Source organism: Glaciimonas sp. CA11.2 (genome assembly GCF_034314045.1).
Classification (GTDB): Bacteria; Pseudomonadota; Gammaproteobacteria; order Burkholderiales; family Burkholderiaceae_D; genus Glaciimonas.
The window spans coordinates 4,971,496-4,992,263 of record NZ_JAVIWL010000001.1 but is presented as its reverse complement, the minus strand read 5'-3'; the positions used below and the strand labels follow the sequence as shown (position 1 = coordinate 4,992,263).

The 20,768-nt window shown below is 51.2% G+C and carries 18 protein-coding genes; 9 read left to right on the top strand and 9 right to left on the bottom strand.

Features of this window, described 5'->3' with window-relative positions; genetic code table 11:
• The first annotated feature begins 355 nt into the window (after window positions 1-355).
• Entirely contained in the window at window positions 356-1,177 is an 822-nt protein-coding gene (locus RGU75_RS21550; RefSeq protein ID WP_322239511.1) for a M55 family metallopeptidase, read from the top strand.
• A 42-nt stretch (window positions 1,178-1,219) separates the two neighbouring features.
• Here the strand turns inward: RGU75_RS21550 and RGU75_RS21545 are convergent, their stop codons facing one another.
• From RGU75_RS21545 to RGU75_RS21510, 8 genes are all read right to left on the bottom strand, one after another.
• Window positions 1,220-2,047: a GntR family transcriptional regulator gene (locus tag RGU75_RS21545; RefSeq protein ID WP_322239509.1), complete on the bottom strand. Its 828-nt coding sequence runs from the start codon at window positions 2,045-2,047 to the stop codon at window positions 1,220-1,222.
• A 92-nt stretch (window positions 2,048-2,139) separates the two neighbouring features.
• On the bottom strand, window positions 2,140-2,349 hold the full coding sequence (locus RGU75_RS21540; RefSeq protein ID WP_322239507.1) for a hypothetical protein: 210 nt from the start codon (window positions 2,347-2,349) through the stop codon (window positions 2,140-2,142).
• 282 nt (window positions 2,350-2,631) lie between these two features.
• Window positions 2,632-4,242, bottom strand: a complete 1,611-nt coding sequence (locus tag RGU75_RS21535) for a gamma-glutamyltransferase family protein (protein WP_322239505.1) — start codon at window positions 4,240-4,242, stop codon at window positions 2,632-2,634.
• Between the two features lie 48 nt (window positions 4,243-4,290).
• Window positions 4,291-5,256: an oligopeptide/dipeptide ABC transporter ATP-binding protein gene (locus RGU75_RS21530; protein ID WP_322239503.1), complete on the bottom strand. Its 966-nt coding sequence runs from the start codon at window positions 5,254-5,256 to the stop codon at window positions 4,291-4,293.
• A gap of 81 nt (window positions 5,257-5,337) precedes the next feature.
• Window positions 5,338-6,297, bottom strand: a complete 960-nt coding sequence (locus RGU75_RS21525; protein WP_322239501.1) for an ABC transporter ATP-binding protein — start codon at window positions 6,295-6,297, stop codon at window positions 5,338-5,340.
• A 13-nt stretch (window positions 6,298-6,310) separates the two neighbouring features.
• Window positions 6,311-7,237, bottom strand: a complete 927-nt coding sequence (locus RGU75_RS21520; RefSeq protein ID WP_322239499.1) for an ABC transporter permease — start codon at window positions 7,235-7,237, stop codon at window positions 6,311-6,313.
• A 9-nt stretch (window positions 7,238-7,246) separates the two neighbouring features.
• Window positions 7,247-8,185 (bottom strand): ABC transporter permease, encoded by a 939-nt coding sequence (locus tag RGU75_RS21515; RefSeq protein ID WP_322239497.1) that lies wholly within the window; start codon window positions 8,183-8,185, stop codon window positions 7,247-7,249.
• 28 nt (window positions 8,186-8,213) lie between these two features.
• A complete protein-coding gene (locus RGU75_RS21510; RefSeq protein ID WP_416186889.1) occupies window positions 8,214-9,695 on the bottom strand; it encodes an ABC transporter substrate-binding protein in 1,482 nt (493 codons plus the stop codon).
• Window positions 9,696-10,187: 492 nt separating this feature from the next.
• On the opposite strand from RGU75_RS21510, the gene alkB reads away from it, so the two are divergent.
• The 5 genes from alkB to RGU75_RS21485 all read left to right on the top strand — a co-directional run bounded on the left by alkB (window position 10,188) and on the right by RGU75_RS21485 (window position 16,076).
• A complete protein-coding gene (alkB, locus tag RGU75_RS21505; protein WP_322240721.1) occupies window positions 10,188-10,847 on the top strand; it encodes a DNA oxidative demethylase AlkB in 660 nt (219 codons plus the stop codon).
• Between the two features lie 228 nt (window positions 10,848-11,075).
• Window positions 11,076-11,756 (top strand): ABC transporter ATP-binding protein, encoded by a 681-nt coding sequence (locus RGU75_RS21500; RefSeq protein ID WP_322239493.1) that lies wholly within the window; start codon window positions 11,076-11,078, stop codon window positions 11,754-11,756.
• 19 nt (window positions 11,757-11,775) lie between these two features.
• The gene (locus tag RGU75_RS21495; RefSeq protein ID WP_322239492.1) at window positions 11,776-14,358 is read left to right on the top strand and encodes an FtsX-like permease family protein; all 2,583 of its coding nucleotides are present in this window, start codon (window positions 11,776-11,778) and stop codon (window positions 14,356-14,358) included.
• The gene (locus RGU75_RS21490; protein ID WP_416186839.1) at window positions 14,358-15,458 is read left to right on the top strand and encodes a lipocalin-like domain-containing protein; all 1,101 of its coding nucleotides are present in this window, start codon (window positions 14,358-14,360) and stop codon (window positions 15,456-15,458) included. Before RGU75_RS21495 ends, RGU75_RS21490 begins: the two co-directional genes overlap by 1 nt.
• A gap of 123 nt (window positions 15,459-15,581) precedes the next feature.
• Window positions 15,582-16,076, top strand: coding sequence for an acyl-CoA thioesterase (locus RGU75_RS21485; RefSeq protein ID WP_416186838.1), 495 nt, complete (start codon window positions 15,582-15,584; stop codon window positions 16,074-16,076).
• Window positions 16,077-16,177: 101 nt separating this feature from the next.
• Here RGU75_RS21485 and RGU75_RS21480 read toward each other — a convergent pair whose 3' ends face one another.
• A complete protein-coding gene (locus RGU75_RS21480) occupies window positions 16,178-16,402 on the bottom strand; it encodes a DUF3820 family protein (RefSeq protein ID WP_322239490.1) in 225 nt (74 codons plus the stop codon).
• 222 nt (window positions 16,403-16,624) lie between these two features.
• Between RGU75_RS21480 and RGU75_RS21475 the strand changes: the two genes are divergently transcribed.
• The 3 genes from RGU75_RS21475 to ampC all read left to right on the top strand — a co-directional run bounded on the left by RGU75_RS21475 (window position 16,625) and on the right by ampC (window position 20,659).
• Window positions 16,625-17,815, top strand: coding sequence for an acyltransferase (locus RGU75_RS21475; RefSeq protein WP_322239488.1), 1,191 nt, complete (start codon window positions 16,625-16,627; stop codon window positions 17,813-17,815).
• Between the two features lie 4 nt (window positions 17,816-17,819).
• Window positions 17,820-19,172, top strand: a complete 1,353-nt coding sequence (locus RGU75_RS21470) for a TAXI family TRAP transporter solute-binding subunit (RefSeq protein WP_322239486.1) — start codon at window positions 17,820-17,822, stop codon at window positions 19,170-19,172.
• A 302-nt stretch (window positions 19,173-19,474) separates the two neighbouring features.
• Entirely contained in the window at window positions 19,475-20,659 is a 1,185-nt protein-coding gene (gene ampC / locus RGU75_RS21465; RefSeq protein WP_322239484.1) for a class C beta-lactamase, read from the top strand.
• Window positions 20,660-20,768: the final 109 nt, after the last annotated feature.

Here is a 20,768-nt window from a genome sequence, read left to right as displayed (position 1 = left end):
AGTTGGTCTTTCAACCCGGCTGGCGGCTGAAATGCTTGGGAATCCGAAGGGCAGCGTCAGTTGCGGTCGCCTTCTTTTTGGTTACTTTTTCTTGGTGGGGGGCGCCGAGCCAAGCAAGAAAAAGTAACTAGCTGTCGGGCTACCCCCGACTAGCACCCACGGAGCGGCAACCGCAATAATTAACGACGACTGTATTTGATACAACAACCCGAAAGAGCCGTGTCCTTATCGTTGCACTTTCTCGGCGAGGAAGCCCGCCGGGCTAATCCCTGACAAGCACCCGCGGAGCCGCAACCGTTTCAGCTACAGACGACTCAAACCATCGCAATAGAAGACCTAATTAAGAATGACCACAATGAAAATACTTATCTCGGTAGACATAGAGGGCATTGCCAGCGTATTCCATCCCGAACAAACCCGCGCCGGTAATCCCGAGTACGAACGTGCACGACGCCTAATGACACTAGAAGCCAACGCAGTAATCGAGGGCGCATTCGCCGGAGGAGCAACAGAAGTCCTCGTCAATGACTCACACGGCGGTTTTCGTAACCTCCTACCGGATCTATTGCACCCCTCCGCCAGCGCAATTCTCGGCAAACCCCGCCTGCTAGGAATGATGAGCGGCGTCGAGACCGGCGTTGACGCGGTGATGATGGTCGGCTATCACGGCCGCTCACAAAGTAGCGGTATCCTCGCGCACACCATCAACAGCTTCGCCTTCGCCCGAGTCTGGCTCAATGATCTGGAGTTAGGAGAGGCTGGAATCTACGGCGCACTGGCCGGAGAGTTCGGCGTCCCGGTGATTTTTGGCAGCGGTGACGATATCTTCGTTGATGAGGCCAAACTGCTATTTCCACAAGCCAATCTGATCAGCGTAAAAATGGCGCAAGGAAATACCAGCGGCATCTCGATATCGCCACAACGTGCTGTTACGTTGCTAGCCGAAGGCGCCGAAGCCGCAATGCACACGATTAAAGACGCCGCTCCGTTCGTTCTACAGCCACAGATCACCTGCAAGCTACAAACGCAGAGTCCTGCGCTGGCAGATTGTTTCTGTCAACTGCCGATATTGCAGAGGATTGATGGTGTTAATGTGAGCTTCTCTGCACCCTCTGTGCAATACGCTGTCAGGATATTAAATAGCTTGTCGGCGATGTCTTTTATGTTGCGTAACTAAGCGCGAAATGACGGTGTCAGAATAATGGTGTTAAATACCTGATCAAGCATTGCGCAATACCTTTACCGCCGCATAACGCACTCGCTCGGTTGACGCCGCGGCACGTGCGCTGTGAAGGCTATGCAACGTAATTTGATTCACTTCGGCATGGCTACCTTCAATGTGTTCCGTTATCAGTCGAATAGCTTCCCCACCCGCGTACGCGCTGATTTGCGCCAAAATCGCCGCATGTTCATCGTAGGTTGATTGTACGCAATCACCGTAGACAAAATCTAAACGCCGTACGATACGGATGCGATCAGTCAGGCGGTCAAAAGCACTTGCCATTTCCAGATTTCCACTCGCACGCACCAAGGTTTGATGGAATACCTCGTCCATAGCAGCGACCTGGCCGCCATCAGTCAAGCGTTCGCTCACCGGCACACACCAGATCGCTTTGAGGTTATCGATCAAGGCACCATTGACCGCGCCACCATCGGCTAATCCTCCGGCTAATCCAGCGCAAAGGCGGCCGACCGCGTGTACTTCGATCAGTTTACGAAATTCGTATAAATCTTCGAAACGTTTTAAATTGATCGGCACAACTTCCCAACCGCCACGCACATAGCCTTGCACAAGACCGTCACCCTGTAAACGTTGCAAAGCCTCACGCACGGGTGTACGGGATACCTTGAAATGAGCTGCGATATCAGTTTCCGTGATTTGATCACCCGGCAACAGCCGCATCTCAAAAATATCTTCGCGTAACTTTGCATAGACATATTCAGGCAGTGAAACTGATTTAACAGGCTCACCACCAGTAATGGCTGGAACCGATTCAGACGAGTCAGGTAACTCGGATAAAACGCGGGTGATTGAGATTTTCTTCATGATGATTTATTTGTCGTTATCGAAAATCAGTCTAAAGTGCGTATTCATATAAAGCTTGTAGATGAGGTTAGTACAAAACTAAATCACATCAACTATAAAGGCCGTTGCAGGCGCAGCCACAGTTGCAGTTGCAGTTGCAGTTGCGTTTGACCTTGCAGGCGCAGCCACAGTTGACGTTGCCTTTGACCTTGCAGGCGCAGCCACCTTTGACGTTGCGGTTGTTCTTGAAGTTGACCTTGACGTACTCCGTCATGGACGCTGCCAAGTATTTCAGCTGTCAGTCGGGAATTGTTGGAAGACATGTTTGAGCGTAGCGAGTTGGTCTTTCAACCCGACTGGCGGCTGAAATACTTGGGAACCCGCAGGGCGGCGTCGTTGCGGTCGCCTTCTTTTTGGTTACTTTTTCTTGGCGAAGCAAGAAAAAGTAACTAGCTGTCGGGCTACCCCCGACAAGCATCCACGGAGCATCAACCGTCTCAACAACCAACTAACCTAAACAACCACCTAACCTAACCTAACCTAACCAAATCGACACTACTTAAAAGAAAATTTAAATCAACATTCAAACGTCAAAAAAACCAACGTCACCAAGCCGCCACACACCCATCCGAACGCGGCTCCGTACCACCACAAAGCACACCAAACTCATCGCGCCAAATAATCTGCCCACGACCAAATCCAAGCTGATTACCAGACCAGGCAACATCATGACCTAACCCACTCAAACCACGAAACAACGGTTCAACAGTAGTATGCTCAATACTAACTTTGTTACCAGTCTCCCATTCCCAACGCGGTGCATCAAGTGAAGACTGCGGATTCAAGCCAAAATCCACCGTATTCATCACCATCTGCACATGTCCTTGCGGCTGCATAAAGCCTCCCATCACACCAAACGGCCCAACCGCATGCCCATCCTTGGTCAGAAAGCCAGGAATAATAGTGTGATAAGGCCGCTTGCCAGGCCCCAGGCAATTAGGATGAGAAGCGTCCAAAGTAAAGTTGTTACCACGATTATGCAGCGCGATGCCAGTGCCCGGCACGACCAATCCAGAACCGAAGCCCATGTAATTACTCTGAATGAACGACACCATATTGCCCTCGTTATCAGCGGTGCTGAGATAAACGGTTCCCCCACGCGGCGGTTCACCAGCCACAGGCAAGTTAGCGCGTTGCCCGATCAGTTTGCGACGCTCGTCGGCATAACCATCGGACAGCAAATCTTTAACCGACACCCGCATGTGACCAGAATCAGCAATATGTGTCAGACCGTCAGCGTAAGCCAACTTGATCGCTTCGATCTGACGATGATAGGTCAGCAACGCATCACGCTCGCTGAAATCAAATCCCTTCAATATATTCAGTGCCAGCAACGCCACCAAGCCATGACCATTTGGCGGAATTTCCCATACGTCATAGCCACGATAATTGGCACTGATCGGATCGACCCATTCCGGTTTGTAAGCGGCCAGATCGGCGACATCCAGATAGCCGCCAGCACCACGTACACAGGCGGCGATTTTTTCTGCCAAGGCACCGCGATAGAAACTTTCGGCGTTATCTTCAGCGATAGTGCGTAGCGTTTGGGCGTGGTCTGCGGAACGCCAGATTTCACCAGCACGGGGCGCACGGACTTGCGGGGCGAAGGTGTCGAACCATGGCTTGAAGTGTGCTTCTTTCAGGTTGATGGTGAAGCCTTTATGCGCCGCTTCCCAAGCTACGGCGATCATCGGCGAAACGGGGAATCCTTCTTGCGCCAGAGTGATCGCACCAGCCATCGACTGGGTCAACGGCAACTTGCCAAAACGTTCTGCCATGGTGGCCCACGCGCCCGGTGTCCCCGGCACAGTCACCGGCAATGCGCCGTATTTTGGCATGCTGGTATGTCCCGCGGCTTTAAGGGCTTCGAGCGAAATGGCCTGCGGCGCCGCGCCGCTGGCGTTGAGCCCGTGCAACTTGTCTTTGTGCCAGATCAGGGCGAAGGCGTCGCCTCCGATACCGTTAGCGGTTGGCTCGACCACGCTCAGCGCGGCGGCCGCAGCGATGGCTGCATCAATGGCATTTCCACCAGCTTGCAAAACCTGTAAACCAGCTTGCGCAGCCAAGGGTTGCGATGTTGCCACCATGCCGCGATTGGCGAAGACTGCACTTCGGCGGGAAGCGTAGGGATAGTGATTAGTGTTGAAGGATGGCATACATTCTTTCTAGGCGGTTAGCTATAAAGGATATTAACAATAAGGTGGCTAAGAATAAAGGTGACAAGTCACATATTCGCCGGGAGCGGTTTGAACTGGCGGCGGGGCCTGCGTTTTGCAGATGTCCATGCAAGATGCGCATCTGGGATGAAAATGGCAACCGGTCGGTGGCGCGGTCGGGCTGGGAATGCTGCCCTGTAATACGATGCGCTGGCGAATCTGATCGGGATGTTCACGTGGAATCGCGGATAGTAGCGCTTGCGTATAGGGATGCTTCGGTGCTTTATAAACGGACTCGCAATTTCCATACTCAACCATGCGCCCCAGATACATGACGCCGATGGTATCGCTGACGTGGCGAATCACGGCTAGATCGTGGGAGATAAATAAATAGGTGAGTCCCAATTCTTTTTGCAAATCTAACAGCAAGTTGAGAATTTGGGCTTGAATGGAGACATCCAATGCCGATACCGCCTCGTCAGCGACCACCAGTTTGGGACGCGTGATGATGGCGCGGGCAATCCCTACGCGCTGCCGCTGTCCGCCCGAGAACTCATGCGGGTGACGGCCAGCATAGGATTGGCTGAGTCCTACCACGTCCAGTATTTTTGCGACTTTACGTTTACGGGTTGCTCGGTCAAACAGTTGATGCACGATCAATGGCTCTTCCAGCACTTCGCCGATTGTCATGCGTGGATTGAGCGAGGCAAACGGGTCTTGAAACACCATTTGCATATTGCGGCGCATGGCACGCAATTTAGACGCTGATAATCCACCAAGATTCTGACCCATAAAATGAACCGCGCCGCCAGTTGGTTCAATCAGGCGCAATACACTGCGTCCGGTTGTCGATTTGCCGCAACCGGATTCCCCAACCAATCCAAGCGTCTTGCCTTCGGCGATCTCAAACGAAACGTCATCGACCGCCTTCACCGGCGGCAAACCGCGGGTTCCTGATGGAAAATGTTTTTTGAGTCCAGAGACTTGCAGTAGCGGTAACGTTGGTGAAGTCATGTGAGTGTCGGCATAGTCGTTAAATTCGGCATTAAATTCGCCTTTAAAGTCGGCTTCAAATTCGGCAAGGATTTGATGGGATCAGCCCGGATACCAGCATCGCGCCAAGTGATTGGATTTGACTGGTTGTAGCGCTGGCATTAACGCACGGCAGCGGTCGTCTGCTTTGGGGCAACGTGCCGCGAAGCGACAACCCGTTGCGACTGATCCCGGCAGTGGCACCGATCCCGGGATTGCCATGAGCGGCTGGCCGGGAATGCTATCCAGCGCCGGGCGTGCGCGCATTAAAGCTTGCGTGTAAGGGTGGGCAGGCGCGTCGAACAGGTCGCGCACTGTGCTTTGTTCTACCACTTGTCCGGCATACATAACCACGACCCGTTCGCACATTTCCGCCACTACGCCGAGATCATGCGTAATCATTAAAATGGACGTTCCCTGTTCCCGCTTAAGGTCGCGCATCAGGTCCAGGATTTGCGCTTGAATGGTCACGTCCAGCGCCGTAGTCGGTTCGTCGCAAATCAATAGTCCTGGCTTGCATAAAAGGGCCATGGCAATCATGACACGTTGGCGCATACCGCCCGAGAGACTATGGGGATAATCGTCAATTAACTGTGTTGCGCGCGACAAGCCGACGCGTTGTAGCATGGCGATGACCTGCGCATCAACCTGCTGACGGTCAAGCGTGGTATGCATGCGGAGCATTTCACCAAGCTGCGTACCTATACGATGGAGCGGATTGAGTGAGGTCATCGGCTCTTGAAAGATCATCGCGATCTCTTTGCCGCGAATGCTGCGCATCGTTGCATCATTGGCCGCCAACAAATCGCGTCCACCGTAGCGCACGTCACCACTTAATATCGGCTTACTCGCCATGGGAAATAGCCGCAATACGGAAAGGGCAGTGACACTTTTTCCGCAGCCGGATTCGCCAAGTAAACCGACGGTTTCGTTGTCGCCGACGGTGAACGATACGCCATCTACCGGAGCGACGGATTTGCCATGGCTTTTAAATTCGACCTTGAGATTGTTGACTTCCAGCATGGATCAGCTTTCTTTAGCGACTTAATTTGGGATCAAAGACTTCACGAATGCCATCGCCGAGAAGATTGAATCCGAGCACGACGGTAAAAATCGCTATGCCGGGCCACAATGCCAATGTCGGATTGGTATTCAGGTAACCCTGCGCGATATGCAGCATCGAGCCCCAACTTGGGTCTTCCGGTCTTGCGCCTATGCCCAGATACGATAATCCAGCCTCGGCAATGATCGCCGAGCCCATCGCAAATGTCGCTTGAATGACCAACGGCGCCATTGCATTAGGCAAAACGTAGCGTCGCATAATACGTAGATCGGTGGCACCGACCGAGCGCGCCGCCATGACGTAATCCAGATTGCGGATAGACATTGCTTGCCCGCGGGCGAGTCGGATGAAGGCCGGAATAAAACCAATCCCAATGGCGACCATCGCGTTATAAAAACCACCGCCCAACGCTGCGGCAAGGGCTAGCGCGAGAATTAATGAAGGGAAAGCTTGCAAAGCATCTACCACCCGCATCACGATCCATTCATCCAAAAATCCGCGGAAATAACCGCTTGCAATACCGATTGGTACGCCGATAAAAAAAGCCAGTCCGACAGCAATCAGCGCCGCTTGCAACGAGATTCGCGCTCCGAACACCATGCGTGAAAAAATATCGCGCCCTAAGTCGTCGGTTCCCATCCAGTGCGCGCTGCTAGGGGACGACAAAATGTTGCCGTAGTCCTGATCAAAAATGGGGTCATGCGTCGCCATCAACGGTGCAAATATGGCGATCAAAATCAGCAGCATGATAATTACCGCGCCGACCACAGCCAGACGGTTAGCTGCGAAGCGGCGCAAGGCGGCAAAGCGCACTACTTGCGGGAGTGCATTGACCGGACTTGCTGGTTGGGTCTGTCCGGTTTGCCCGGTTTGGGCAAGAGGTTGATGCAATTGATTCATGCGTATCCTCTATTTAGCGATACGCGGATCGATCATGCTGTAAAGCAGATCTACCGCAAGATTGACGATGATGACCATCAAGGCCGCCGCCATGACACCGGCTTGTACTGTCACATAATCGCGCTGGAAGATGGCATCGACGATCATTTTTCCCATTCCGGGAATCCCAAAGATGCTCTCAGTAATGACTAAACCGCCGAGCAAGCCAGAGACCATCAAGCCGCTCGCGGTCACCACAGGGATCATCGCGTTACGCAAAGCATGACCGATGACGACTTGCCAGTCTTTTAAACCTTTTGAGAATGCAGTGCGGATGTAATCTTCGTTTAATACTTCCAGCAGACTGCTGCGCACCATCCGCATAAGGATCGCCGATTCGCGCAATCCCGTTGCCACTACCGGCATCAGCATGGCGAGAAGATTGCCGCGCCAGTCCTCCATAAAAGGGACGTAACCAGATGCGGGAAGCCATCCTAACTTGACCGCAAACAATACGATGAACATCATGCCGAGCCAAAAATGCGGTACGGACATGCCAAACAATGCGATAAATGTGCTGACATAATTGGCAACACCGCGAGGACGGGCAGCCGCCATGATCCCGGCCGGTACGGCAATCAGAACGGCCACCAGAAAACTTCCCAGTGCCAACTCGATGGTCACGGGAAGTCGTTGCATCAGACTATCGACTACCGGAGTATGGTCAACAAAGGAGCGTCCTAAATCACCGTGTAAAACTGCCCAAAGCCAATGCCCGTATTGCACATAGATAGGATTGTCCAGCCCCAGTTGCGCCCGCAATGCAAGTGCTGCTTCGGGCGTGGCTTCTTGTCCTAGGATGGCGGTTACGGGGTCACCAGGCAAAATGGCAAGCAACGAAAAAATCACGATACTTACCAGCAACAACGTCGGCAAAACCAGCAAAATCCGTTTCAAAATCTTAGGCATGGGTTTGGGTAACTTGTATCGGTGAGGTCTATTTGGAAAGCGTCACAGTTCTGATCACGCCATCGGGCACGAATTTGAATCCTTTGACGGCCTTCGCAATACCGAACAGGACGTTGTCATGATTCAGATAAACATACGGCACATCGCTGACCAGAATCTGCATCGCCTGATCATAGAAAACTTTCCGTTTTGCGTCATCACTTTCGATCCGCGCTTGCTGCAACAGCGTATCGACTTCTTTGGTGCCGTATTTGGAATAATTCAGCGAACCGTTGGTGACCGCAAAATCATAGATATTCTGATCGGGATCGGGGCGGCCGCTCCAGCCAACCATCAGCGCTTCATAAGTACCCGCTTTGCCAGATTCAATTTGGGTCGCCAAGTCGGCTTTTTCTAGCGTGACGCTGATGCCGGCAGGGCGCAGCATGCCTTGTATCATCTGACCGACTTGTAACTCTTCCGGCGTGGTCGGCAAGGTCAAGCGAAACGAGAATCCAGCTTCTTTGCCAGCGGCCTTTAACAACGCCTTGGCTTTTGCCAGATCGACTTTTGGGGGAAGATCCAAAGGTCCGTTAGCGAATTGGGATTTGCTGAAGGGTGAATGGCCGGGAGATACAGCGCCGTTATAGACCACCTTGGCAATAGCAACGCGGTCGATCAGGATATCAATCGCTTCGCGTACTTCTTTTTTATCGAATGGCGATTTGGAAGTATTAAAATAGAAACCACGGAAGCCGAGTGAAGGTTTGTTGATGACCGTATATTTGGCACCGGGATTGCTGTTGCTGAGTTCTTTGTACGGAAAACGATTGGTGATATCCACCTGACCGCTGCGCAAATTATTGAATGCGACGTTGACGTCGGACATGATCTTGTAGACCACCTGATCCGCTTTAGGCAAGCCGGGTTGCCAGTAATTGGGATTTTTATCCAGCGTTAGTGTGGCGCCTTTCAGACGGCCCTTGTAAATAAAGGGACCCGTACCGACCGGATTATTGACGTAGTCGTCGCCAAATTTTTTCACGGCTTCGGGTGATGACATCATGCCCGCACGATCAGTGAGGATCGATAAAAACGGTGCAAACGGCTCGCTCAGTTCAAGCTTCACCGTCGCGTCATCCACGACTGTGATCTGCTTAATGTATTTGAGATCATTTTTGCGAAGGGAGTTATTTTCCTGTCCGCGGCGCAGATTAAATTCCACCGCTTTGGCATTAAACGGTGTGCCATCCTGGAATTTGACGCCCTTGTGCAGAAAGAGCGTATAGGTTTTTTTGTCATCCGAAATGGTCCAGCGCTGGGCCAGCATGGGAATGATCTTGCCAGTCTCGTCCAGATCGAGCAATTTGTCGAAGATGCTTTGATACACCATGCGCTCGGCGATCATCGATGAGCGGGTCGGATCAAGTTTGCCGGGATCGTTATCCAGAGAAATATTGATGGTCATCGCATTGGCAGAACCGCCGATGCCAGCCAACAAACCAGAGACGCCATAGACCCCATAAACCATTAGTGATGCCAAACGCTTCGCCATTGTCGACCCTTAATTGTGATAATCGATGTTGATGCAAACGGTAAGTTGCCTGCGTGAATGGGTGTGTCCGTTGGTATATTAGTTGATGTCGTCGTTGATGTATACATGGTCGTGGACATGCAATAATCTAAAAGACTTGATTGGTGATAGGTGAATGTTAACTGCGGATTCAGCTTGGTGCGCGGTTGCATTTAATGCGTGCACAAGGCACCATCTTGGGACTGATTTAGCACCGTAGTGGCGCTAAATTGAGGGCTTTTATAATATTATTAATTGTGTGCTTGGGAAATACCCGTCACAAAAAAGAAAATATTTTTAAATGAGTTCTGATGTCATGCACGAGAGCTAAGTATAAAGCGGAGGTAAAATTCTTTTATCATTATTGGTAAGATTGAAAATGCTCCTTTTGGTCGATTCGCATCTTTCTATCGTGCCTTGGTGCTATTTGTAACGAAAACAAGTGGATTGATCATGACGCTGAATTTATTCGACCATGCAGAGCAAAGCCGTGTCTGGAAAGAAACAATTTGCCCCGGTGCTGTGGTGCTTCGACACTTTGCTTTGACCTATGAAACCGTGATTTTTGCGGCGCTCACTGATGTTGTGGGACAAGCACCGTTTCGTCACATGGTGACGCCGGGTGGCTTTCAGATGTCGGCAGCGATGACGAGTTGCGGGGGATTTGGCTGGCTGGCAGATCGAACTGGTTACCGCTACAACACTACAGATCCACAGACAGGATTGCCATGGCCACCGCTTCCAGACGCGTTACTCAGATTGGGGATAGAGGCGGCGACTGCTGCCGGATATCCGAGTTTTGTACCGGACGCCTGCCTTATTAACCGCTATGCGGTGGGTGCAAAGATGTCGTTGCATCAGGACAAGGACGAGCCCGATCTGGGCGCCCCTATCGTTTCGGTTTCATTGGGTCTTCCGGCAAATTTTCAATTTGGCGGGCTGCGACGTGAGGACAAACCACTGCGCGTGCAGTTGACGCACGGGGATGTGGTGGTGTGGGGCGGTCCGGCCAGACTGTATTTTCACGGCGTGTTGCCGATCAAAGACGGGGTGCATCCATTGACGGGTGCGTTTCGTATCAATCTGACGTTTCGAAAAGTAAGCAAATAACCGAACAGGTCCCTGAAATGGTGAATTGGTGCGTACTATTTGGGTGATAGTGATTAGTCTTAATCGCTTAAATTCGGCGGCCGGTGACTTTGCGCCGAATCCGCTACACTCATAGTGATTGCATAAGTTTATCTAATGCGCGCTTACATTTTCCTATTTCTATTTTCCACACAATTCAATCTTTGTTAGATGTCATGCCAATAGAATTAACACTGTCTATGCGTAACTATGAATAAAGCCACGGTTCCCGCGCTGGAATGTCGCGGTTTGCAAAAATCTTATGGTCATGGACGCACCGTTCTGGCGCATCTCGACTTTGTGCTTCAGCCCGGAGAATACGTCGCTGTGATGGGTGATTCCGGCGTCGGTAAATCGACCCTGTTAAATTTGATCGCCGGGCTTGATGTCTCGGATTCAGGAGCGGTATTGATTGATGGTGTCGCTATGTCTAGTCTGAATGACGATGCGGCTACACGCTTACGGCGAAAAAAACTCGGCTTCATTTTTCAGGCTTTTCATGTCCTTCCGCATTTGACCCTGCAACAAAACGTGGCGTTGCCGCTGTTGTTGAATGGGGTGGGGTTTGAACGTGCCACTGAGATGCTGGCAGCGGTTGGTCTGGCGGGACGAGGTAACGACTTTCCACGCCAATTGTCTGGCGGAGAAATGCAGCGTGTTGCGATCGCCCGTGCGCTAGTGCATCGCCCTAAACTTATTCTGGCCGATGAACCAACCGGTAATCTCGATCCAGAAACTGCGCATGATGTGTTGACTTTACTACGCAACGAAATCAAAGCTAACGGTGCATCGGCGATCATGGTGACGCATTCGATGGCAGCGGCCGCCACCGCGGATCGTATTCTTGAGTTGACTGCAAGTGGTTTGCATCCTTTGCGAGTCGCGGCATGACCTCTTCGAAAATCGGGCAATGAGTCAAGTGATTGAGAAACCGCCCGCCATTGACCGATTCCGGTCTGGCTTCAGTCCGACCCGTCTATTATCGCGCTGGCTCTTGCGTGCTGAATGGCGCGCGCATCCGGTGCGCTCGCTGGTGGCGATCATTGCTATCGCGCTCGGGGTCTCGTTGGGTTATGCCGTCGACTTAATTAATGGCGCGGCATTTAACGAGTTTTCGGCCGCGGCGAGGAGTCTCTCTGGTGCATCCGATCTCCAGATTCGTGGCGTGCAGCCGCTCTTCAACGAGGGCTTGTATCCAGTCATTGCACGTGAAAAAGGGGTGGCGCTGGCAAGTCCTATATTGGAACTCGATGTCACTGTACCGGGACAGCGCAGTGCATTGAAAGTCTTGGGAATTGATGTCTTTCGAGCCGCTCTTATTGCACCTGACTTAATCGGCGTGCCGGACCCGACGCATCCATTTGATACGCTTTCTGACGATGCGATATTTCTCTCTACAGCAGCACAGGAATGGCTCAATGTGCGGCCGGGCGATCAACTTGCGTTGCGCAATGGCACCGGAACAGTTAATTTGCGCGTCGCTGGCGGTTTGGTGCGAGCAAGGGAAGGGCAGCGCATTGCGGTGATGGATATCGGCGCGGCACAATGGCGGTTTGACCGTTTAGGACAATTGTCGGGCGTCGATCTGAGATTGTCACCCGGTGTCAATCGGGAGGTATTTCGACGTGCGCTTCAGACGCAGATGCAAGGCCGGTTGCAGGTTCAGGAAAATCAGGATCAGGAAGATCGCACGAATAATATGTCGCGTGCTTATCGGGTTAACCTGAATGTGCTGGCATTGGTGGCGCTGTTCACCGGCGCATTTTTGGTATTTTCGACACAGGCGTTATCGGTGATTCGACGCCGTGCGCAGTTTGCATTATTGCGTGTGATGGGTTTGGAACGTGGTCAGTTGCTGCGTCAGGTTTTGCTGGAAGGCGGTTTGCTAGGAGGATTGGGATCGCTTTTAGGATTGCTGTTGGGATACGTGATGGCGGCAGCGGCATTACATTTTTTCGGTGGTGATTTGGGTGGCGGTTTTTTCCGTGGCGTAGAACCACGCGTGCAGGTCGATGCACCCGCAGCGGGTATTTTTTTGCTGCTTGGCACTGGTATTGCACTACTTGGCAGTCTGGTGCCAGCGCTCGAAGCATCCCGAGCGAGGCCTGCCGCGGCACTAAAATCGGGTAGCGAAGAAACTGCGTTAGGGCGTCTTGCGACGGCGTGGCCTGCGTTGCTGTGCCTGATGGTTGGTGGGCTGTTGACGCAGATGCCGCCGTTGTTTGATCTGCCGATCTTCGGTTACATCGCTGTGGCATTGTTGTTGATCGGCGGCATTGCGCTGACGCCGCGATTATCGGCGCTGGTGTTTCCTGTCGTCCAAAAAGTGAGTGGCCATAGTAGTGTCATCTGGACTTTAGCGGTGGCGCGTCTTGCCAATGTGCCGGGTCAGGCTTCGATCGCGTTGGGCGGTGTGCTCTCAAGCTTTAGTTTAATTGTAGCGATGGCGATCATGGTGTCGAGTTTTCGGGTGTCGGTTGACGACTGGCTGACAGGATTGCTGTCGGCCGATTTATACGTGCGCTCGGCAACTAATGGCGATACCGGATCAATGCGACGTGGTGAGCAGATTTTGCTGGCGGCCATTCCAGGTGTTGAGCGCGCCAGGTTTTCGCACACTTCCACCTTGACACTCGATTCGGCGCGTCCGCCTGTGACATTAGTCGCGCGTGAAATTGATGTATCAGATCCAGCGCAAAGTCTGCCATTAATCGGTAAAAATATTCTTCCATCAGCAATTTCATCTGATGCGTTACCGATCTGGGTATCTGAGGCGATGCGAGATAGTTATGGATACAAGTTGGGTCAGCGGGTTCAACTACCGATTGGCGCGCACGCACAACATTTTGTGGTTGCAGGTATTTTGCGCGACTATGCGCGGCAAACCGGGACTGTTGAGTTGCAACTGAACGATTATCGTCGACTGAGCGGGGATAATGATGCGACGGATTCAGCGATTACTCTGCAGCACGGCGCTCAACTCTCTACGGTGGTAGCGGCAATGCGCAAGTTGTCATTTGGCAAGTTGCTGGAGTTTTCTACGCCGGGTGACATTCGCGACATTAGTCTTAAAATTTTTGATCGCAGCTTTGCCGTGACGTATTTGTTGGAGATCGTTGCGATTGTAATTGGTCTGTTTGGCGTGGCAGCGACCTTCTCGGCGCAGACCTTGGCTCGCACGCAGGAATTTGGCATGTTGCGTCATGTCGGTGTGACGCGGCGGCAGATTTTGGGCGTCTTGGCGGTGGAAGGTGGTCTACTAACCGCTGCGGGGATTGCGGTCGGTTTCTTGCTGGGATGGACAATCAGTCTGATCCTTGTTTTTATCGTTAACCCGCAGTCGTTTCATTGGACCATGCAACTACATATGCCGTGGCTTAGTCTCGGTTCGGTCGCGCTGTTGCTACTGATTTCTGCCACGATCACGGCGGTCGTATCAGGACTGCGGGCGGTGGCTATTGATGCGGTACGCGCTGTAAAGGAAGATTGGTAATGCACACGGTCTGCAAACGTTGGTTAGCTGTTTTGTTCATGATGTTTTCCGTATCGGTAGCGACATCAATGCGTATGGCAGATGCCGCGCCGCCGCAGTTTTCTCAGGTAACACCAGATCATGCAGTCTCGCTGCCCCGCGATACTGGTGCGCATCCGGATTTTCGCACGGAATGGTGGTACGCCACTGGTTGGCTGACCAAACCGGACGGTAAGCCATTGGGATTTCAGATCACTTTTTTTCGGTCCGCCACGGATAACGATCATGCTAACCCCAGTGCTTTTGCGCCAACCCAATTAATCATCGCGCACGCCGCGTTATCCGATCCTAGTCTGGGTAAGTTGTTACATGATCAAAAGAGCGCCCGCGCCGGTTTTGGTCTTGCGTATGCAAAAGAAGGTAATACTGATGTGGCGCTGGATAATTGGCGACTAGTGCGCGGCGTTGATGGTAGGTATCAAGTCACCGTTGAGGCGCGGGATTTCACCCTGAAGTTTGCTTTGACGCCAACACAAGCTCCTTTATTACAAGGAGAGAACGGTTATTCTCGCAAGGGGCCTTTGCCGGCACAGGCCAGTTATTACTATAGCGAACCACAATTACGTGTGAGTGGCACGATTGGACGCGCTGGTCGTGAGGAAGTGGTGACGGGAACGGCCTGGCTTGATCATGAGTGGTCGACCAGCGTGTTGGCGGCCGATGCCTCTGGCTGGGATTGGCTGGGTGCTAATCTGGACGATGGCGTGGCGTTGATGGCATTTCAAATTCGTAGTCGCAACGGTGCCAAAGTGTGGGCGCATGCGGTGTTGCGTGAGGCGAATGGAGAAACGACGCAGTTTAACCAGGATCAGGTGCAGTTTTTACCGCAGCGCAATTGGCGCTCGCCACGCACGGATGCCAGTTATCCGGTGCAATCCGTGTTGCGTACAGGAACGGTTGAATGGGCGCTGAATCCCTTGCAAGACGATCAGGAACTGGATTCACGACAGTCGACCGGATCGGTCTATTGGGAGGGCGCTGTGACGGTCAGCAGGGCAGGCAAGCCGGTTGGGCGCGGCTATTTTGAATTGACCGGTTATGTGAAACCGTTGAAATTTTGAGCGCGGTGCAGTGGCTTTGCGATGTTTGGCATGCTATCTGCGGCATAATATGAAAAAAAGTAACTTCGTATGCGTGTTAAACAATATCAATAGAATTCGCAATATTATTAAAGGTACGGTTTTATGAATGCTTCTCCCTCCCCGGAACTCACAATGATCGCTTCTCCTTCGCACGAACTCACGATGACCGTGTTGATGACGCCTGACATGGCAAATTTTTCGGGTAATGTGCACGGTGGCACTGTACTAAAGTATCTCGACAGCGTGGCTTACGCTTGCGCTAGCCGTTATTCTGCTACTTATGTGGTGACGCTATCGGTCGATCAGGTCGTTTTCCGCGAACCGATTCATGTGGGTGAATTGGTCACTTTTTTGGCGTCGGTCAACTACACGGGCACCACATCCATGGAAATCGGAATCAAAGTTGTCACCGAAAATATCCAGAAACGCTTGATTCGCCATGCAAATAGTTGCTATTTTACAATGGTTGCAGTCGATGAGCATCGTAAGCCTATCCCCGTAGCACCGCTGGTTCCTGTCACCGATGAGCAAATACAACGTTTTCAAAATGCAATAGTTCGCAGAGAATTCCGCAAAAAAATCGAAACCAAACGTTAAACCAGGATTGGCGTGATTCTTTACGCGTCATGGGTTAATCTGCCGCAGCGGCATGGCGCGTTGATGATTGCCTGTTGTTAACGATAGCGGCCGAGAGAGCGTTATTTTTGTCTGGCTGTGGTCCGCAACGGGTCAAGCAGATGCCTTAGTGCATTGTGATCAAGCTCATACATCAGCGCTAATAGCCCTCCCAGTTCCCCGGATGGAAAACCTTCCCGCGCAAACCAGCCCAAATAATGGCCTGGCAAATCGGCAATCAAGCGACCTTTATATTTGCCGAAGGGCATTTCGCGGCTCACTAAAAGGGGTAAATGGTCGGGGTTCATCTTAAATGTCGGGGCTTAGTGCGTGGTCAAACCGGCTAGGTATAACATAATGTGCAACTTATTTTGCGGTGAATATTAATGGTTATGTTGCTCCCGTCCTACCATTCTTGTTCATGAGTAAGAATTGTCATTCAGAAAATATCGGGTGTAAAAATTAATTTACTAGACAGGCACAACGTAAACAGTATCATGAGCGCCCAGTCGTTATAAAAACAAGTAAAAATGCGCGATCTTCCGCCTTTGCCCGGGCCATCGAATTCCGATCTAAAAAACAGTAATAGCCACGGCTTCCAAAGCGGCTTTATTGATTTCTTAAAGATCATCGCCGCACAGTTGATCGTGCTGCACCATTTGGCATTTTATGGCCCTATGTCGGACTACGTCAGACCTTTCGCGCCCACTTTTATCGGTTGGCTGGAATCTTACGCGCGGATCGCGGTACAGGTTTTTCTTGTGACCAGTGGGTTTTTAGCTGCGAAATCGCTCTCCCCAAAAGGTGCGCCGGGCTTCATCGACCCGTTACACACGGTATGGCGGCGTTATATTCGTTTAGTGCCGCCTTTTATGGTCGCGACAGGATTGGCAGTCGGCGCGTCGATTTTGGCTGGTGTGTGGATGACGCATTCCTCTATCTCTGCAATGCCCACGTTCGCGCAAATGGCTGCGCACGTTCTGTTACTCCATACCGTATTAGGGTATGAGTCGATATCGGCCGGTGCCTGGTATGTTGCGATTGACTTTCAGTTGTATGCTTTGTTAACGCTGATGCTGTGGTCGGCGGGCAAGCTGGCTGCGCGGCGCAGCGTGCCATGGCTTGTGCCCGCGATGATCATCGGCGGCGTTTGTTTATCACTTCTATACTTTAATCGGGATGCGCGATGGGATTCCTGGGCAGTATATTTTTTTGGAAGCTACGGTTTAGGCGTCATTGCCTGGTGGGCACGCGATCCGGCGCGTCGGCCACTGTCGGTTGCGCTTCTGCTTACGGCGATATTGTTGCCAGCAACCGGCGCGCTACTCATCGATTTTCGTAGCCGCATTGCGGTTGCTTTGGTCATTGCGTGTGCTTTAATTTGGATTAGTCGGCTTAGCAGTCAGTCCAATATTATTGTCGGAAAACAATGGTGGTCGCGTTTTCGCGGGTGTGGGAATATTTCCTATGGTATATTTTTGGTGCATTTTCCGGTTTGTTTGGTTGTGAACGCGATTTTTACCCGCTTTGTTGCGACAAGGCCGCTATTGCAAGCGATCGGTATGCTGGTGGCGTGGATGGCAAGTATTTTGGCTGGTGCTGCGTTTTATCGTTGGGTGCAGTGTCCGCTTGGCCGCCTTTCATGGGGCACACTGCGACGTCCGCTGGTTGATAGTAATGCACCGCAATTTTTGCAACCGACGCTTTCAACGTTAAAATAGGTTCATGGCGATTCCAAACACTGCATCTGAATATAAGCAATCTGTTAAAAACATCAAGACGCGCTTTGTCGCGATCTCGTGGCGCGATCTTGCGATCAGTTTCGGTCCGATTGTTTTGCTTGGGATCATCGGGATCTGGCTGGCGATCTGGTTGATCGATCCGGCACCGCCCAAAACACTCACTATTTCGACCGGACCGGAGCATAGTAATTTCTGGAACGATGCGGAAAAATATCGCAAGATATTAGCCCGAAACGGCGTCAAGCTCATCATCGTCACGTCTGAAGGATCACTGGATAATCTCCGAAAACTGAACGATCCAACCACTGGCGTCGACATCGGACTTGTGCAAGGCGGCGTGGCGGCAGATATGTCGACAGATCGTTTGATGTCGCTGGGAAGTATTGCGTACGTTCCGGTGTCGGTATTTTATCGAGGCAAAAAATCCATTGATCGGCTATCCGAATTAAAAGGCAAGCGCGTGGCAATCGGTCTGCAAGGAAGTGGATCGCGAGTGCTCGCTCTCACTCTTTTGAAGGCAAATGGTATTGTCCCGGGCGGCAACACTGCACTGTTGGATATGGGCGGGGATGAAGCGGCCAAGGCACTGACGGATGATACGATCGATGCAGCATTCTTGATGGGTGACTCCGCTGCGCCGCCAACTATGGGTAGGTTACTGCGAGCGCCCGGTATTCGCCTGCTGGATTTTGCCCAGGCGAGTGCTTATGCGCGGCGCTTTGCTTATCTGAATGAGTTGAAAATTCCTAAGGGGGTATTCGATTTTGGAAAAAATATTCCTAACCGCGATATTCAACTCATAGCACCGACTGCTGAGTTGATTGCACGGGATGATTTGCATCCGGCCTTATCTGACTTGCTCATTGACGCCCTCAAGGAAGTGCATAGCGGTGCGAACATATTGCAACGCGCTAATGAGTTTCCCGCTCCGCTGGCGCACGAATTTCGGATCAGCGACGATGCAACGCGGTATTACAAGTCAGGTAAAGGATTTTTTTATCGTACATTGCCATACTGGCTGGCTAGCCTTGTTGATCGCACTGTGGTGATATTGCTGCCGTTGATATTGCTTCTGATCCCCGCATTTCGTCTGGTTCCTTTGCTCTATGGCTGGCGCATAAAATCACGGATTTATCGCTGGTACGGTTCGTTGATAGCGCTCGAGCGTGGGGCAACCGCGCAGACTCCGGAAGAGCGTGCCGATATGCTGCAACGGCTCGATCATATTGAAGAATCTGTTAATCGGATGAAAATGCCACTAGCTTTTGCCGATCAATTTTATGTGCTCCGGGAACATATAGGCTTCGTCCGGTCCAGACTGGCCAATAATCATTAAAGTCCAACTGCGCCTTTCCAATCATCCCTGACGCGGCAATAAAATGTCATCAATATGATTCGCCGGTTCATGAATGGCTTGGTCAATAATCCGGTTATGCGCGGATTTCATTACTGACTAGATTGATCTGAACTTCATCCATGCTAGCGAGTTGAGCAAGTTGAGCAAGCGAGGATATTGCCGATTTGCTGTGCAAAGTGGTGAATTTCCGATCTTGATAAAGGATCACTTTTGCGTCAGAGTTATGTCAGCGAGACGTTTTTAATAAATCTTTTTATTTGAAATTGAAGGGTGTTTAACCTATGCGTGGAAGTGCAATAAGCAGGATAAAAATTTTATATTTTCTATCATTTTTTTTGGCAAACAGCAGTTTTGCTGCAGGTAATGCCGAACAAGCCACCATAAAAGATGTCGTGGACAATGCTGTCGCGCCGCTCATCCAAAAATATAGTATCCCGGGCATGGCGATTGCCGTCACGATTAATGGAGAGAGTTATTTCTATAACTATGGCTTGGCTTCAAAGGAGACGCAGCAACGCATTACCAACAAAACTCTTTTTGAAATCGGGTCGCTTAGCAAAACCTTTACGGCAACACTGGCTTCTTATGCGCAAATTAATGGCAGTCTTTTGCTAACGGATAGTGCAAGCAAGTATTTGCCTTCATTGCGAGGCAGCAGTTTCGATAACGTCAGTCTTCTTAATCTCGGCACACATACTGGCGGTGGCCTTCCGCTGCAAGTGCCGGACAGTATTAATAATACCGACCAGTTGATGGATTATTTGAAGCTCTGGAAGCCGACGCACGCCGCGGGCACTTACAGAAAATACTCGAATGTCAGTATTGGCATGCTCGGCGTAATTGCCGCCAAGAGTATGAACGTGTCTTTTGAAGATGCGCTTGAAAAGAATTTATTTCCTGCGTTGGGGATGACGCACAGTTATATCAATGTGCCAGCAGATCAGCAAAAGGATTATGCGCAAGGCTACACAACAAAGGATGTGCCGGTCAGAGTGAATCCCGGCGTTCTGGCGTCAGAAGCTTATGGAGTGAAAACTGATTCTGCCGACTTGATTCGATTTATTGAAGCCAATATGGCGGTGATCCACCTTGATGCCACATTGCAGCGAGCAGTGACCGCTACGCATACAGGATATTTCACGACGGGCGAGTTTACGCAGGATTTGATCTGGGAACAGTATGCTTATCCGGTGGAACTGAAAAAATTACTAGCTGGAAACGCCGCGTCCTTCGTCTATGATGGATCTATAGCAACGGCCTTGCATCCGCCGTTGCAGCCAAAAAAAGATGTGCTGATTAACAAAACGGGTTCTACTAATGGTTTTTCATCTTATGCTGCTTTTATTCCGACAAAGAAAATAGGGATTGTGATCCTGGCAAACAAGTCCTATCCGGTGGATCAAAGAGTGACCGCTGCTTATCAAATATTAGATCAATTGAATCGTCAGAGCGGATCAAAAAAATAGTCGCTAATCCCTCTCTAGTACCGGCTAAGTTAGCGAAACATCACGTCTCCACTGAAAAGCACGCAAGGAGTTGCTGACGTTCCATTGCGTGTTTTTTTAGTAATAAGTT